Raw genomic sequence first — 15,295 nt, forward strand, 5'->3', positions numbered from 1 at the left:
ATCTAGACAGATGTGATATTTTGTCATCAGCAGCGGCTGAATCTCGGCCTCGTCACATGCCGTTCGACTGACACCGCCAGGCTGGACTTCAGACCAACGAGCTCACGCTCCAGCAAGAGTGCCAACGCTCGCCTGGTTTCCGAGTCAGGATCCGTTACACGAACGTCGATCCCGGCCTGCGCGCGCCGGAATTTCACCGCTCGGTGCGCGGCGCCGACTGGGCACAGAGTGCCCAAGCTGACCACGGCAATAGTTCCCTCAAACCTTTGCATAGCCAGACTCATCGTCGGGCGTCAGTTTGCCGCAACAATGGGATGGCTACCTACCGATGTATCTGGCATCGCGTAGTAGCACTGATGCGCAATTTCGCAGCTAAGCCTGCCTCCTGATCTGGTGGCGAAATACCACCGACCAGCCTGCCGGCAATCGACAGCGCCGCAATCTCAGTCTCCAAACGACGACGGCGATCAAGCCCACCGCACATCAAAGACGCGTTGCTATATGCCTTCATCCCTGATTAGTCGCGGTAGTCCCTCGCCCATCGGAGATTTCGACAGATACGACGACGAACAATGCACTGATGCCATATCGCTGACCGCCACGAGATTAGACGTTATTCCGACAAACACTACAGATACGCCCAGCATTATCCACGGTGGCAAAATTTCGCAACCGACACTTTCCGAAGGACGAGGTATAGCTACACCGGCAACGCCGACACCCACCACAATCTGCACCGGATCGTATCCATGCCGTTTAGAAAGAAAATTTTCACCATATTTCGACAGAGACCAAAAGGTCACTGAAATTGACATCAAATCACTAGTTCGGCGCTTTTCATTTCGATGCAGCTTCTTTGAGGAATCTACCTGCACATTCAATTGCTTCGCGCGCCTCGGGCAAAACTCTGAACATAGCCTGGAAAACGTGAATTTGTCCTCGATACACCTGGATTTCGACCGATGAGCCGTCGGCTCGAAGATACTTTCCGAGCGTCCGCGAATCATCGATCAGCATTTCTCGACCACCGACTTGAATCAAGGTCGGTGGCATGCCGCAAAGGTCGGCAGTAAGCACGCTAACTCGAGGATCGCTGGGATCTGCCCCAGCTACGTACAACTGGAGCGCCCGTGCCGCCGACCGTGCAGACGCGAAAGGGTCTGAGCGCCGGACTTCGCGTGCTCGCGCTAGTTTGCAGCTGAGGTCCAGCACCGGGGACATCAGGAGCAACGAATCCGGGACTGGCAGCATCTCGTCTCGCGCGCTTAGCGCAGTCGCCATCGAGAGCTGCCCTCCTGCGGAATCTCCAGCCAAAGCCACAGAATCTCGCCCTCCAGATGAACTCGACCGATGCGCAAGCCAGCGGTACGCATTCAATGCGTCGTCAGCTGCGGCCGGGTACGGGTAGCGCGGCGCTAGTCGGTACTTGACGGCGAAGATCGGCCGACCGCTAGCTGAGGCCAGCTCACCGAGAAGTCCGCGATGCGTACCTGGAGAACACATCGAATAGGCGCCGCCGTGAATATAGAGCACAGGCGGTGCGTGAGGATCAACAGCGGACGATGTGACCCATTCCCCGCAAATCCGACTTCCAGCAAACTGGGCATCCACCTGTTCGACTGTCACCCCACGGCGTGGCCACGAGGTGGCAAGTGCGATACGCAGCACTCGATCCAAGACAGCAATTCCATAGGCATTCGGAGGGAGAACTCTGGCCAGCGGGCGAATCGTAATCTGCGACGAGAGAGCGAGCAAGTAGCTCGCAATACTGGGCCGCCAGTCCGGCGCCTTCATATCCGTCACGACGAGGCCACCGACCCTCGCCTGTCAAATCGGTAACTAGACAATGGAAAGGTTCGGCTTCGCAGAGATGTCTCGAGTGTCGTCGACGGGCGGAGCGGCACATCTCCATGTTGGTCGAAATAGTAACTATTTGCCGCCGAACAGGTGGGTTGCCAGAAAACTTGTCGGTGGCGTCGCCGGAGCACATCAGCAAAATACCGATCATTGGCCTCATCAGTGACCTCTATATAATTCGATCCCGACGCGCGAGCATGCCGAAGGCATCGGACAATGTGCCGACTCTGCGCTTCGATTAGGGCGAAATAAGAAGAACCGTTGTAACCATATGGACCAAAGATGTTGAAATGATTCGGAAATCCCGGGACGCTCACGCCCTCAAAAGCCTGGAGGCGGTGCTCGTCCCACCAAGCCGCCTGTTCGAGTCCACCGAGGCCTTTAAGCATATATGTCGGCATGTTGCCCGGCTCCATCACCTTGAAACCCGTCGCGAGTACTAGAACATCAATCGGATAGGTTTCACCGTTGATCGTGTGAATTGATTGGCCATCTATGCATGAGATTCCATCCGTTTCGAGCGAAACATTGCGTCTATTGTAAGTCGCTAGATATGAATTGTGGAAGCTAGGCCTCTTACATCCGAGAGCATATTTTGGAATAAGACTTTCCCTCGTGCGTGCGTCATCTACTTGATTGCGCATATAGCGCTTCGCGAGGTCCTCCATCGCAGTCGACATGGGAAGAATCGTGTGAAAGTGAGCCGCGATCGGAAACGTCAGCTCGACAAATGCTTGACTACCTATGCGCGTCGCAAACTGCACGCCCGGAAAATGGCGTAATGCAGCGCGAGCCCACCTAGGTACCCGAAAATCCGGCTTGGGCAAACAATAGATGGGCGTACGTTGAAACACCGTCAAACTTGCCGCAGTTTTGGCGACTTCAGGAATCAGCTGTACCGCTGAAGCTCCCGTACCGATGACTGCCACTCTCTTGCCCGCGACGTCCTTAGAATGATCCCATCGAGCGGTGTGCAGGGTGACACCAGCAAAGCTTGCGATGCCCGGTATCTGCGGCCATTTCGGGCGACTCAAAACACCTGAACAGTTGATGACGAAACGTGCGGCTAGCTTCTCTCCAGCCGCAGTCCGCAATTGCCATAGATTTACAGACTCATCATAACAAGCTTCAATAATGGTCGTATTGAAGCGAATTCTTTCGGCAAGCCCATACTTCTCTACACACTCGACCGCATAGTCCTTAAGCTCATTTCCGTGTGCATATGTGCGCGACCAATCAGCCCGTTTTTCGTAGGAAAATTGATAGCTATACGACGGAATATCCACCGCGATACCGGGATAAGTGTTCCAATGCCAAGTGCCACCTACACCGCCAGCATCATCTACGATTAAGAAGTCGGAAAATCCCGACTTTTGCAGGCTGATCGCGGTGCCGATACCCGAGAAGCCCGCTCCCACGATTATTATCTCACTATCAAAGACCTGCATATAAATTCATCGCTTCCTAAGACTGATCTATGGGCATTGTCATCCGACGCTTTTTGAGAAGCGCCGAATGATCGGCTTCTATCCATCATTACCAGTGACGATATAGTCATGCATGTCGAATTGAGAGAGTTCTCTTCTGAATTGGGTGGCAAAACCCGGATACATCGTACCGTTGTATCCGTCCTCGGTTAGGTACCAACTTGTGCATCCTGAATTCCAAGTCGTCCGCTTAAGGCGACGTTGGATGTCCGCGTGGTAGGCACTTTGCCGGTCATTTCGAACATCCAGCGTGCGCACACCTTGAGCTTGGAGCACTTTGATCGCCTGGACGATGTAGTCGATGGCCGCTTCCATATAGATAAGAGCTGAATTATGGCCCGGACCGGAATTCGGTCCAAAAGTGAAGAATAGGTTCGGATAGCCGGCGACGTTCACACTTTTATAGGCATACGTTCCCCGAGACCATTCATCGTCTAGCTTTCGCCCGTTTAGACCTCGCACCGGGAAGGGTGTGCCCTGCTTACAGACATCGAATCCGGTTGCAAAAACTATACAGTCGACCTCATGCTCGACACCATCGGCTGTCCGAATACCGTTAGGAGCCAGAGTAGCAATTGGCCAACTAATGAGCTTGCAATTACTAGCTTGCAGGGCTGGGTAGTACTCGCTGGTCATCAGCATCCGTTTGCACCCCGGCCTGAAGCTAGGGGTCAACTGGCGTCGAAGCCAGCCGTCCTTCACCTGCCGACGCAGATTAGATTTCGCCGCTATTTCGATGACTGTCGTTGCAGCCGTATCCCACACCATGCCGACAGCCATGACCTCGTGCGCCCAAAACCATATTTGTCGCCCAGCTTGTTCGAATGAAGACGAACGACGGAACATGGATCGCAACCAGCCCGGGTGCGTGAAATTCGCCCTTGGTAGAACCCAACCGGGCGTTCGCTGAAAGACCTTGACTGATTTAGCGCATTTCACCAATTCTGGCACAATCTGGACTGCACTCGCACCTGTTCCGACCACGGCAACACGTTTGCCTGACAAGTCATAGGCGTGATCCCAGCGAGCGCTGTGCATCTTTTTGCCTTCGTATGAATCAATACCCCTGATGTCCGGGAGACTCACATTCGCAAGTGGCCCACTCGCAATGACGATCGACCGACCCGCGTATCGCCGGCCATCCCTTGTGTCAGCAAACCAGGTAGCGCTTTCTTCATCGAATTCAATCGAACTCACTTCAGAACTAAAATTGATGAATCGAGTAAGATCATACTTTGCAACGATTCTTTCAATATATTGCAGTATCTCGGCGCTACCCGAGTACGCTTGCGACCAGGAAGGGTTCTGTTCAAAGGAGTAAGAATAGAGCAATGAAGGAATGTCGCAAGCCGCTCCGGGGTAGCTGTTATCCCGCCAGGTTCCTCCGATGCTATCGGAACGCTCCAGTATAACGAATTCGTCCATGCCCTCCTGAATCAGCCGAACAGCCGTGCCGATACCAGCGAATCCGGCGCCAATTATTAGAGTGGTCTTTACTCCTGTCATTTCGCTACCGGCTCATAAGTCAGCTCGTCAGTCCATGAAGGTGGTCGACCTAGAACTCGAACGGGGAAAACATCGATTGCGTCGCCCAGGCGCTGTGATATGAAATGCAGGGGTTGGGATCGTTTAATCGAAGACGACATGTGAGCCTTCAGAATGTGATATCCGGGAACCCTCCGAGTGTGTTCACTGCGATCACCGACATTCGCGTAACGTGTTACGGCGTTGTATAGTTTTTCTTCCGACAAGCCCATGGCATTGAGATTCATCAGCATTCGCGTTAGGAGAGGTACATAGAGTAACCCGCCAGCCAGGATTCTTGGATCAATCAGCGCGCCAGCTGTTTGGATTGCGTGGACTCGCATCGGGCTGGCACCCAGATCATTGAGGACCTGAAAACCTACGGCTAGATGCCTCGACTCGTCGCTGTTCACTTTATTGAAAACCTCGGCACAAAGCGGGTCCGCGACCTCGTCCAATAGAAATTTGAGCAAAGCTCCGTCGAGGGCGGTTTCCAGAGCGGGAATCGCGGCACCAATCACCGTTAATGGTAGAGCTTCAGCATATCGATCTAGCCATTCTATCACCAGCCGGATATTTTTGTTCGGAACGGGCTTTTCGTCCCTTTCCAGCATCCCCCACCGCCGCATGAGTGCTAGCTCAACGTTGGCGTGGCGCTGCTCTTCAGCGTGAAAGTACCGGTAAATGTCACCCAGAGCTTCGAACGGAGCTTTTGGTGCCATCGCCGCGAATGCCCGCGCTCCGACATGTTCAATCCATACTACGTCAGCCATGAACTGCTTGAGCTTGGGACGCTGCTCATCCGTGATGAGCTCAGCACCCGGAGCATCCCAATCGATATCCGCCAGCGCCCATTGCTTACTTTTTATAGTTTCGAGCATATCGCTATATGCGAAAGACATTTCCTTACGCGCTTTCTCTAGACGATCTGTTTCCAGGAAGCCACTTGATCCATCAATCCCAATGCACGTGTGAAAGTGCTCGGTAGTGTTCTTTTAATCTGCCACAGCACTTTTGCATCGATCTGAGGCACGACGTAGATTTGCCCCCGGTCATGTGCGTCGAGTGTTTTCCGTGCGACAGACTCCGGCGATACGCCGGTCCACTTCATCAGCGTGCCCGCGAGTCTGGCAGCAGACTCTTGGATTTGAGGATTATCTACGATGTTGGTTTTCACAAATGTCGGACAAAGCACGGTGACATTGACATCGGTACCAGAAAGTTCGGCTGCTAATGTCTCTGATAGAGCCAGAACGCCCGCTTTGCTCACGTTGTAGGCGCCCATACGCGGCGCGGCGCCAAAACTTGCCGCGGACGCAACGTTGATTACACCGCATCGGCGATTCTCGCGCATCCGAGGGACAAAAGTCTCGCAACCGTAGATAACACCCCAAAGGTTCACTGAGATCGCGGCAGTCCAGTCGTTTATCGATGTTGCACCGATAACGTTGCCACCCGCGCCGATTCCGGCGTTATTGATCACCAAGCTGGCGGGCTTTCCGAACCAACTCTCACCCGTCTTTGCCAACAGCCGTACCTGGTCGAGTTCGGTCACATCGCATTCGATGTCGAGGCCTTCGCCGCCCGCCTGGCGCACCAGTTCGGCCGACTCCCGCGCTGTGCTCAGATTTCTGTCCGCACATATCACCCGGCCACCGCGACGCGCGAGCTCCACAGCAAAGGCGCGCCCGATGCCACTGCCCGCCCCCGTCACGACAGCGTCGGCTCCGTAACTCCGACCTGGCGTTCGGCCAAGAACCGACAATTTCATGTGACCTTTCCCTATTTGATTTGGCGGCCGCAGAGCGATTGCGACGCAACTCACTTCTGGTGGCGGCTGCCACCATTGGTGGCAGATGACACCAGTTTGTCCGTCGCTTGTCCCGTTTGTCAAGATGGTGGTGTGCGGTCTCAAAACAAGCGGTGGGGTGGGCGCACAGGCGCGGAACGGCGGGCAGAGCGGCGCCAGAGGTTCATCGAGGCGGCGACTGAAATATGGACCGAGAACGGCTGGGCTGCGGTAACCATGCGCGGCGTGTGCGCAGCCACCGGGCTCAATGATCGATACTTCTACGAAGAGTTCAAGACGCGCGACGATTTGCTCGTGGCAGCGTGGGACGGTGTCCGGAGTGAGGTGCTAGGCGAGCTCTCGACTCTGTTCAACGAGCGGATCGATCGGCCGGCGATGGAGACGATTGCCGCGGCGATCTCCATCGTGGTTGACCGGATCGCTTCCGATCCAGGCCAAGCCCGCATCCTTCTCGCCCACCACGTCGGCAGTTCTCCACTTCAGGATCGCCGCGCACTCGCATTGCAAGACGCAACGCAACTCGTCGTGGAGGCAAGCCGACCCCATTTGCTTGATGACGTAGACGAGGCAGCGCTCCGAATGGATACCTTGGTTGCCGTAGGCGGTTTCGTCGAAGTCATCACCGCGTGGCATTCTGGGCTGCTCGATGTGTCGAAGGACGAGGTGATTGTGCATACGAGCCGACTAGCCGAGATTCTCGCGCAGCGTTACCTGGCTGATTGATGGCACGGTGATGTAGCTGGTCGACTCGTTCTGCTCCGTCGAACTAGGTAGTTCGACGAAGGCGATGTGCGCGACGGGGTCACCAGACACATGGCCTGGGGAACCGTCTGCTTTTGCGATCACACGAATGATGTCGAGTACGATGGACCGCTGCCACCGAACTCCAGCGGCAATCCACCGACAGCACTGTGCGTATTGCTACGGGTCGCCGAGGTTGACAATTAAGACCTCACCAATCGATGGGCGAAGCACCGAAGGTGCCCGGTGGACGAGAATCTGACTAGGCTGGCGCCGATGCCCTGCGCCACCGCAGTCGGGAACCGACCCCGCTCACCAATTGGTCGACCGGGACGAAAGCCCTTGTCTTCGCCTTGATGAGCGTCGGGTTATTCAGTCTCCACCCATAGTCGGCGAATCGGCCGTTCGAGCCGAAGTGCGCGGACCTGTTCATCGTCCCAGTCCAATCAGCGGTTGTCCCTCGGGACTCTAGAGCGCCGCAGCTGCCAGAAGAACGACGAGGCGATCGCATCGATGGTTTCAACTCATACCGATTACGGCTGTCTGTGATCGGGTGCGGAAGGCACGAACGCGGCCTGCCGCAAACAGGTTCACTGCACTTCCTGTTGATGAGCCCCGTTGTCTGCACGGCGAACGAGTTCCGCGAATAGTTCGCCGAATCCCTTGATGTCCCCATGCGCAGCGAAGTGCCCTACTTCCACTGCTATGAAGACCGCTTCAGCAGTGAAGCGCATAACGCCGTCAGCACCAATTCCGGCGCCGGTGACGTGGATGGCACGGCCATTGCGTTCAGTAATACGCGCGGCGATCCTATGGGCATCATGCAGCGGAACCGGCTGCAAGTACTCGACGGTCAGCCTGCGTGTGACAGCCGGCGTTCCGGCGATCCACAACGTGAAGCCAAACAAGTCATCGCACGCGGCGGCGATGGCCCCGCCGTGGGCGAGACCTGGCGCGCCGACGTGCCGTTCATCGAATGTGACGTCCGCGTACACCTCCTCCCCTCGACGGAAGACCGAAAGGTGCAGTCCATGCGGATTGTCTGGCCCACAGCCCATACACGTCGGAGTGTGCGACGGTAACCGCTGCACGTCCGGTGGATTCGAAATGCTCACAAAGACCTCTTCTCGTCACTGGTGGTAAGTACCACGATCGCTGGCGCTCGAATGCGGGCCGGCTGCTCTGCTCGCTATCCCGAAGACGGGCAAGGGCACCGCACCGATGACGCCGAATGGGATTCCCTTGTCGCACAACCGGGCACGAAAACTCCTCGTTACTTCCAGCGGAGACTCATCGACGCGTCTGTCGAACGCGAACGCCCGCCTCGCGACCTGCGAATCCTCACTAAGCCGGAAGCAACATGCTGTATTCAGCGTAGCCAGCAGCGTAATCCACCAGTACTCACGAGAGTGCCGGAACGCTGGCTACCTGACAGTCAATGTTCACATTCCGAGCAGCACAATCCGTACAGTTAGTTTCCCTACGCTACATTGAGTAGCATAGGGAATGCAATCGCTTATTCAACCGGGGCACCGACACAAAACCGCATCGAGTTGCGGCTCAGCTTCGCCGCGCACGTCTGCACCGCGGTGTGTGACCGCATGGTCGCGATCGCGTCCGGGAACCCAGTGAGCCCGCCGCAGCACACGGTCAACACATCCTTGACCCCGCGATTGGCCAAATCGGCGGATACCAACACCTAGAACGAAGCGCCTTCGTTCGGCTGATCCCAGATCCCCCGAACGCGCTTGATCCCGGTCATATCGACGCCCACAGCGATGTGGCGCGGCCTTGTTGGGGGTGTGGCCGCCGTCTTTGACCTTCACAATCATCGCGTCGAGGTAGATCACCGGATACGACGGTTCCAGCGGTCGGCGCTGCCATGCCAGGACCCCGTCGGAGATCTCGTCGACGGTATTGGGGATCGTCTCTCGCGATGCCTGCGTCCCGATCGCCGAACTAAATCCGAAATCGGATGTCCCGCAAATTGATTCCGCACCGCATATCGGGAGATGGCCATGTCATCGAGCCTGCCTTCACCACGCTGGCCGATGGGTACCAGCGTCGGGGTCAACGAACCGCTGCGGTCTCGCGGCACCTCCAAGGGTAACGGGCCGGCCTGGTGAGCACCGTCTTGAGTGGGCCGCCGTTTCACCCGCCTGATCAGATCGCCGTTCTCGTCACCAAGGTGAGCGGTGAGTTCGGCGCCAGCCCACGTTGAAGGACGAGCTTGATCAACCCCGGCAGCAGCCCGCCATCACCGGTCAGCGCCACCTCGCAGTTATCGATCGGCGCCAGCAGTTCATACACTGACCCCCGAAGCACGAAGCGCGTCGGCCATCTCGACCGTAGGGCTGGCGGCAACCAGCGCCGCATCCATTGCCCTTTCATGTCGTCACGTCCTGCGATCCTTCCGTTAAGAGGATTTACACAGTCCATCTAATGCGCCCACGGACCGCCCGCCACGCCGAGCGGGTCTTCGACTCAGTACGCGCCACACGCCAGACTCGTGGACGATGCGCGCCAACGACGCCGTGAACGAGACCCGTTCGAGGCGACCCTCGGGACTGAAGTGTCACCATCAAGACCACCGGAACTGTCATAAATGAGATGTGATCGGTCCCATGGTGAGGTGCCATCACTTGCGGGTCGAAATGCCGGGGGTGCGGGCAGAACTGCGCGACAAGGAGATTGGCGCTCGGCACTTCCCATCGTCGCTAACATCCAACGCGTAGGCTCCCGGTGTGCATGTCGACGTGATGACCGTTCCGCAGCCTTTGGCCCAGATGGGCACGCTTGCCCAGCGCACCCAGGCGGCCGGTTTCTCCGGCCTCCTGCTGACCGAGACCGGCCGAACCGCCTATCTGAGCGCAGCGGTCGCATCCCAGGCCGCGCCCGGGCTCGAGCTGTCGACCGGTGTCGCAGTAGCTTTCCCGCGAAGTCCATTCATCACCGCGGCATCAGCGTGGGAACTGCAGGAAGCCACCGGGGGCAAATTCCGGCTCGGGATCGGCACCCAGGTACGCACGCACGTGGTGCGGCGCTACGGCATGCCCTTCGAACAGCCTGGACCACGGCTGCGCGACTATGTTCGCGCCGTGAAAGCGTGCTTCACGGCGTTCCGGACCGGCAAGCTCGACCATCACGGCGACTTCTACGACCTGGATTTCATCACGCCGCAATGGAGCCCCGGTCCCATCGACGCCCCCGATCCCAAAGTCGATATCGCGGCGGTGAATCCGTGGATGCTGCGCATGGCCGGCGAGGTGGCCGACGGCGTGCACATTCACCCGCTCGGTGAGCCGGGCTACATCGCCCGCCACGTGCTGCCGAACGTCGCCGCCGGTGCCGAGAAGGCGGGCCGCTCCCCTGCCGACATCGACACGATCATCCCGGCCATGACGATCGTCGGCGACAGCGACGAGGAACGGCACAACGAGCGTGAATTCGTCCGGGCCAGCATGAGCTTCTACGGCAGCACCCCGAACTACGCATTCATCTGGGACGAGGCCGGATTCGAGGGCACCACCGCACGCCTGCGGGAGAAGCAGAAGGCCGGCGACATGGCCGGCATGATGGCGCAGATCACCGACGACCACATCGCCGCGTTCGCCACTGAATCCACCTGGGATGAGCTGGCGGACAAGCTCATTGCCAAATATGGCGGCGTCGCCACTCGCATCGTGCTCTACAACGCCCTCGGCGGGTCAGACCGTTTCGAACGGTACGGCGAGATCGCGCGGCGACTGTCGGCGGCCTTGCCCCGGTTTGACTGACATCAAAACAATCTCACGATCGTACCCGGAGACTTCATTTCCGCAATGAGATGAGGTGCCTCTATGCATTCTCGAGATCGGCCTCATAGGTCATTACGACTACACCCACTGCCGCGCTCGAGTCAGGAGATCCTGTTGATTTTCAACATCGGGTTGACGGCGCACCGGGACAGTGCCATTGCCATGCCGCCTAGCGCTCAGCGCTATCAATTGTCTGACAGCGAGAGCCATGTACGGCCGCTGCTCGCCAAGTTCCCAGATCAGTCCGCGCTAGCGCCGAAGGCGCGGCCTCCACTGCCGCCGCTAGTCGGCCGTAATGCCACTACGGGTTTCGTAAACCCCACACCATCTTCGATATCCGTAGGAGCTCCCGAATCTGCCCGGCGCCGCAAGTGCACCACCGCGTCACGAATTCTCGTTTCTGCACCTCACTCCTCGGCGGCTACACACTTCCCGACGGCTTCACAACTGCCGACAGCAAGTTGGGAGTATTTAGCAGATGCTGCGCGTAGTCGAGAAGCACACGATGGAGCAGCTCGTCGGGCACGTCCAGCAACCGCGCATCGGTTACAACGCCGGAAACTCCGCCGATGATCATCGACGTCCCGATATGGTGGGCGACGTCCGCGTCGGGGCCATCTAGCAACGTGATCAGCTTCACGACGGCGTTCTCCAACTCGACATGCGTCTTCGCCAGCGTGCTCATCGCCGGGTCGTTCTGCACAATTGCGCTGAGGCCCCTATGACGCACCGCCAGTTCGACAAAGCCACTGACGGCGACTTCGCGCCGCGAATTGGGGTCGGGAAGCGCGTCGGCGATACGTATTACGCGAGCGATGTCCTCGAGTAACGGCTGCGCGACAGCCCTCACGATCTCGTCTTTGGTGTGAAAGTGGTAGTACACAGCGGCTTTGGTCACCTCAAGCCGATCGGCGATCATCTGCAGGGTAGTGCCCTTGACGCCGTACTCAGCAAACAATTCCAAAGCCGCCTGAACGATACGGTGACGTAGGAAGCCACGTGATGACGTCAAGTTTCCTCTGCCAACCTTTCGGGGAGTTTATGCGGGCTGCGTGCGCACTGGATGAATGATGCTACATCGGCGGATGTGATGTCACTCACCTCCGACCGGGTTGCACATAGTTAGCCATGGAAGCTAAATTAACCTGCTAGTTGGCAAGTTAAATTTGTTATCGCGGCTAGAAAGCAGCACTCAGTCCCGTTGGAGCCGATGTGCGAATCATTCAGACCATTTCGTTACGCCTGAATCGCCTGCTCGACATGTTGGTCGCCCCAAAGCGGCCGATCGCGGCAGTCATCGGGGCGTACTTCTGGTGGCCATACGGTGTTTGCTTACCGCCCAAACGCCAGCAGTCGACCGGACGCGCACCCGCAGCTGATCAGTCTGCAGCACGGCACGTCTAGACAGTAGGAGCGCAGACACTGTGACGCTGTTTCCTTTGGGGCCAACGGCGAGAAAGGCCAAGGGTCAACATGACTTCGAGGACACGCAAAGCGTTGAGCGACAATGCTATTGGACATACAGCGTCAGCCGAAAATTCCCTTCACTCCGATGGCAGCATTGTCATACCGGACGGCATCACGCTGACGTCGTTCCTTGAACGCAACCGCGCAGCGATGGGCGAAGAGCCGTCGTACCGGTTCATCGACTACGCGCAGAACCCCGACGGCGAGATCATCGAACTCAGCTGGAACGGGCTCTGGGCTCAGGTCAACGCCGTCGCCGCCCGGCTCCAACAGGTGACCCAGCCACGCGACCGCGTGGCCATCCTCGCGCCCCAGGGCGTCGACTACGTCGCGGCGTTCTTCGCCGCCGTCCACGCCGGAAACGTCGCCGTGCCGCTGTTCGCGCCGGCCCTCGCCGGGCACACCGAACGACTGGCCGCTGTGCTGTCGGACACCAAACCGTCCGCGGTGCTCACCACGACCGCGGCCGCCGAAGCGGTCCGCGCGTTCATCAAGACACTGCCCGCCGCCGAGCGTCCGCGGGTCATCGCCGTCGACGCCGTCCCCGGCACGCTCGCCGAGATGCACGTCGACCCCGATTCTCGCACCGACGACGTCGCCTACCTGCAGTACACCTCGGGCTCCACCCGCACCCCCGCCGGTGTCGAGATCACGCATCGCAACGTGTGCACCAACGTCATTCAGATGATCCTGGCCGGTGGCCTGGACACCGACATCCGCAGCGTGAGCTGGCTGCCGCTGTACCACGACATGGGTCTGATCATGATCATGTTCCCCGCGCTGTGCGGCGGCCAGATCAGCCTGATGGACCCGATGGCGTTCGTCCGCAGGCCCTACCGCTGGATCCGGCGGCTGGCCGACGAAGCCGCACACGGCCGGACTTTCGCCGCCGCACCGAATTTCGCCTTCGAGTTGTGCGCACAGCGCGGGCTGCCGCCGGCCGGCGAGCCGCTCGACCTCAGCAACGTGGTGACCCTGCTCAACGGGTCCGAGCCGGTGACGCTGCCGTCCATCGAGCTGTTCATGGAGGCCTTCAAGCCGTACGGACTGCCCGAGACGGTGGTCAAGCCGTCGTACGGCATGGCCGAGGCCACACTGTCAGTGGCCAGCATCGGCGCCGACGAAAAGCCAAGCGCCACTTATCTGGACCGTGAGGAACTCGCGGCAGGCCGAGCCGTCGTCGTGGGCCGCCATGCCGACGGCGCAGTCCCCCACGTGTCGTGCGGGCGGGCCATCCCCGACCAGTGGGTGGCCATCGTGACCCCCGACGGCGACGAAGCCGCCGACGGCACGGTCGGCGAAATCTGGTTGCACGGCAACAACATCGGGCAGGGCTACTTCGGCCGGCCCGAGGAGTCCGAGCGGGTGTTCGGCAACAAGCTGCAGACCCGGCAGACCGTCAGCCACGCCGACGGCGCCGAGGACAACGCATTGTGGTTGGCCACAGGCGATCTGGGCGTTTACGTGGGCGACGAGCTGTTCGTCACCGGCCGGATCAAGGACCTGGTGATCGTCGACGGGCGCAACCACTACCCGCAGGACATCGAGGCGACGGTCAGCCGTGCCTCGTCCGCGGTGCGCTCGGGCTATGCGACAGCCTTTGCTGTACCTGGTGATTCGGGTGAACAACTGGTCGTCATCGCCGAGCGCGCGGTCGGAGCGGGCCGCGCGGAATTGGAGCCTGTCGCCGAGGCCGTACGGGCCGCGGTGGCGCGGCATCACCAGGTTCGCGTCGCCGAAGTGCGACTCGTTGCGGCCGGACGGATCCCGCGCACGACGTCGGGAAAGCTGGCCCGCACCGCCTCGCGGGCAGAGTTTCTGAACGGTCAATTCGACTGACGTCCTGCTGAAGAATGACAGCTCCTAGTCAGAGTTCAGCACCGCCCGAACCGATGAAACAGATAGATGGTGACGGATGACTACGGATGACTTCGCTCAGACCGAAGATTTCCATGGCTGGAATCGCTGTTGCAGAATTCAGCCTCGATCACGGACCGACCGCTACCCCTCCCACCGCAAATATGGTGGTCCGCATCTGAGACACGAAACCCCGCCCCGGGAGTGCCCCCAGCCAGCGACGCACCTAGAGCGCGTAGAACTAGCCCATCAAACCGTGACCTGGCGCTCACCCTGGATGGGCAATCGCACGACGTTCGTCGTGAAGTACCTGAACGAGCACTACCGAATACACCTACCTCGAGCGATCGCACGTGGAATCGTCGTCGAGTACCTTTACCTGGTCGCCGACCATTTCAGGATCGACCGCTACCGCGCACAACGATTCTTGACCGACGAAGCCTTGCGCGCGAGCGCTTTCGACATCCTGGGATCACCACGCACCAATGCTCGAGCTTGGACTGATACGAATGAGGACCATGTCGTCGAAACGCACGCTCCCTATAATTCTAGAGACTGATGGGCCCCGGGGTTTCGCGCAGTCAGTTTGCTTGACTTTTGCTCACGACATCCATCGAGGAACCGGCCAGACCATCTACTGCTGCCGCAAATAGGAACTTATGGGGAGCTGCCAGCTGACATAGAACACCACTAGTGCCGATTGCGCGCCCGACTCTTCACACTACCTGGTAAGCCGATCAAATCAAAGACCTCGA

Annotated in this window: 10 protein-coding genes and 1 pseudogene; 3 read left to right on the forward strand and 8 right to left on the reverse strand. The window is 58.7% G+C overall.

Annotated elements, in window-relative coordinates:
* Window positions 1-837: 837 nt before the first annotated feature.
* The 5 genes from A7G45_RS20215 to A7G45_RS20235 all read right to left on the reverse strand — a co-directional run bounded on the left by A7G45_RS20215 (window position 838) and on the right by A7G45_RS20235 (window position 6,639).
* Window positions 838-1,794, reverse strand: coding sequence for an alpha/beta hydrolase (locus tag A7G45_RS20215; RefSeq protein ID WP_083420679.1), 957 nt, complete (start codon window positions 1,792-1,794; stop codon window positions 838-840).
* Between the two features lie 5 nt (window positions 1,795-1,799).
* Entirely contained in the window at window positions 1,800-3,305 is a 1,506-nt protein-coding gene (locus tag A7G45_RS20220; protein WP_083420677.1) for a flavin-containing monooxygenase, read from the reverse strand.
* A gap of 78 nt (window positions 3,306-3,383) precedes the next feature.
* Window positions 3,384-4,850, reverse strand: a complete 1,467-nt coding sequence (locus A7G45_RS20225) for a flavin-containing monooxygenase (protein WP_083420676.1) — start codon at window positions 4,848-4,850, stop codon at window positions 3,384-3,386.
* Window positions 4,847-5,770 carry a reductase gene (locus A7G45_RS20230; RefSeq protein ID WP_071289557.1) on the reverse strand — a complete coding sequence of 308 codons (924 nt, stop codon included), beginning with the start codon at window positions 5,768-5,770 and terminating at the stop codon, window positions 4,847-4,849. The genes A7G45_RS20225 and A7G45_RS20230 overlap by 4 nt, the downstream gene beginning before the upstream one ends.
* Window positions 5,771-5,787: 17 nt before the next feature.
* Window positions 5,788-6,639, reverse strand: a complete 852-nt coding sequence (locus A7G45_RS20235; protein ID WP_071289556.1) for an SDR family NAD(P)-dependent oxidoreductase — start codon at window positions 6,637-6,639, stop codon at window positions 5,788-5,790.
* Between the two features lie 132 nt (window positions 6,640-6,771).
* Here A7G45_RS20235 and A7G45_RS20240 point away from each other — a divergent pair, with 132 nt between their 5' ends.
* Window positions 6,772-7,401 carry a TetR/AcrR family transcriptional regulator gene (locus tag A7G45_RS20240; RefSeq protein WP_110783688.1) on the forward strand — a complete coding sequence of 210 codons (630 nt, stop codon included), beginning with the start codon at window positions 6,772-6,774 and terminating at the stop codon, window positions 7,399-7,401.
* Window positions 7,402-8,009: 608 nt separating this feature from the next.
* Here the strand turns inward: A7G45_RS20240 and A7G45_RS20245 are convergent.
* On the reverse strand, window positions 8,010-8,477 hold the full coding sequence (locus A7G45_RS20245) for a PaaI family thioesterase (protein WP_060999849.1): 468 nt from the start codon (window positions 8,475-8,477) through the stop codon (window positions 8,010-8,012).
* Between the two features lie 482 nt (window positions 8,478-8,959).
* Window positions 8,960-9,799, reverse strand: a pseudogene (locus A7G45_RS20250) (IS256 family transposase); the annotation flags it as partial.
* Window positions 9,800-10,163: 364 nt separating this feature from the next.
* On the opposite strand from A7G45_RS20250, the gene A7G45_RS20255 reads away from it, so the two are divergent.
* Complete coding sequence (locus tag A7G45_RS20255; protein ID WP_260939884.1) at window positions 10,164-11,195, forward strand: TIGR03617 family F420-dependent LLM class oxidoreductase; 1,032 nt, start codon at window positions 10,164-10,166, stop codon at window positions 11,193-11,195.
* 442 nt (window positions 11,196-11,637) lie between these two features.
* Here A7G45_RS20255 and A7G45_RS20260 read toward each other — a convergent pair whose 3' ends face one another.
* A complete protein-coding gene (locus A7G45_RS20260; RefSeq protein ID WP_061004411.1) occupies window positions 11,638-12,228 on the reverse strand; it encodes a TetR/AcrR family transcriptional regulator in 591 nt (196 codons plus the stop codon).
* A gap of 461 nt (window positions 12,229-12,689) precedes the next feature.
* Here A7G45_RS20260 and A7G45_RS20265 point away from each other — a divergent pair, with 461 nt between their 5' ends.
* Entirely contained in the window at window positions 12,690-14,522 is a 1,833-nt protein-coding gene (locus tag A7G45_RS20265; RefSeq protein WP_260939885.1) for a fatty acyl-AMP ligase, read from the forward strand.
* Window positions 14,523-15,295: the final 773 nt, after the last annotated feature.

The sequence above is a fragment of the Mycolicibacterium llatzerense genome (assembly GCF_025331195.1).
Lineage (GTDB): Bacteria > Actinomycetota > Actinomycetes > Mycobacteriales > Mycobacteriaceae > Mycobacterium > Mycobacterium llatzerense.